The 388-nt window shown below is 70.9% G+C and carries 1 protein-coding gene; it reads right to left on the reverse strand.

The features are described from left to right. Positions 1-163 precede the first annotated feature (163 nt). A partial coding sequence (locus ACEN88_RS34520; RefSeq protein WP_413346910.1) for a DUF4139 domain-containing protein occupies positions 164-388 on the reverse strand: 225 nt, incomplete at its 5' end.

Consider the following 388-nt stretch of genomic DNA (forward strand, 5'->3'; position numbering starts at 1 on the left):
GGCCCTGCGCGCGCGCATCGCGGCGGGCGACGCCCAGCTCGACCTGCGCACGCGCGTGGGCGGCTACGTGCTGTCCGATGCGGACGTGGCGAACCGTTTCGCGACGCGCGCCAGGGTCTTTGCGGCCTACGGCGGCGGCGCGGGGTGGGACCCGCAGCCGTGATCAGGGCAAGCCCTGCACGTAGCCCTCTTTCGGATAATCGATGACGTAGTCGACGTCGAACCTGGCCGTGTCGTTCGGCTTCAGCGTTCGCGTCCAGCCGACCAGTCCGCGCCGCCGCTCCCAGTCGCGGACGTCCGGTTCCGGACGCAGGGCCGTCTTGACGGTCACCTTGTCCGATTCGCTGACGGGCGTCGGTTCGAGCACCAGCACGTCGATCGGCTGGCG

Origin of the sequence: Massilia sp. CT11-108 (genome assembly GCF_047302915.1) — a bacterium.
Taxonomy (GTDB): Bacteria; Pseudomonadota; Gammaproteobacteria; order Burkholderiales; family Burkholderiaceae_D; genus Telluria; species Telluria orientalis.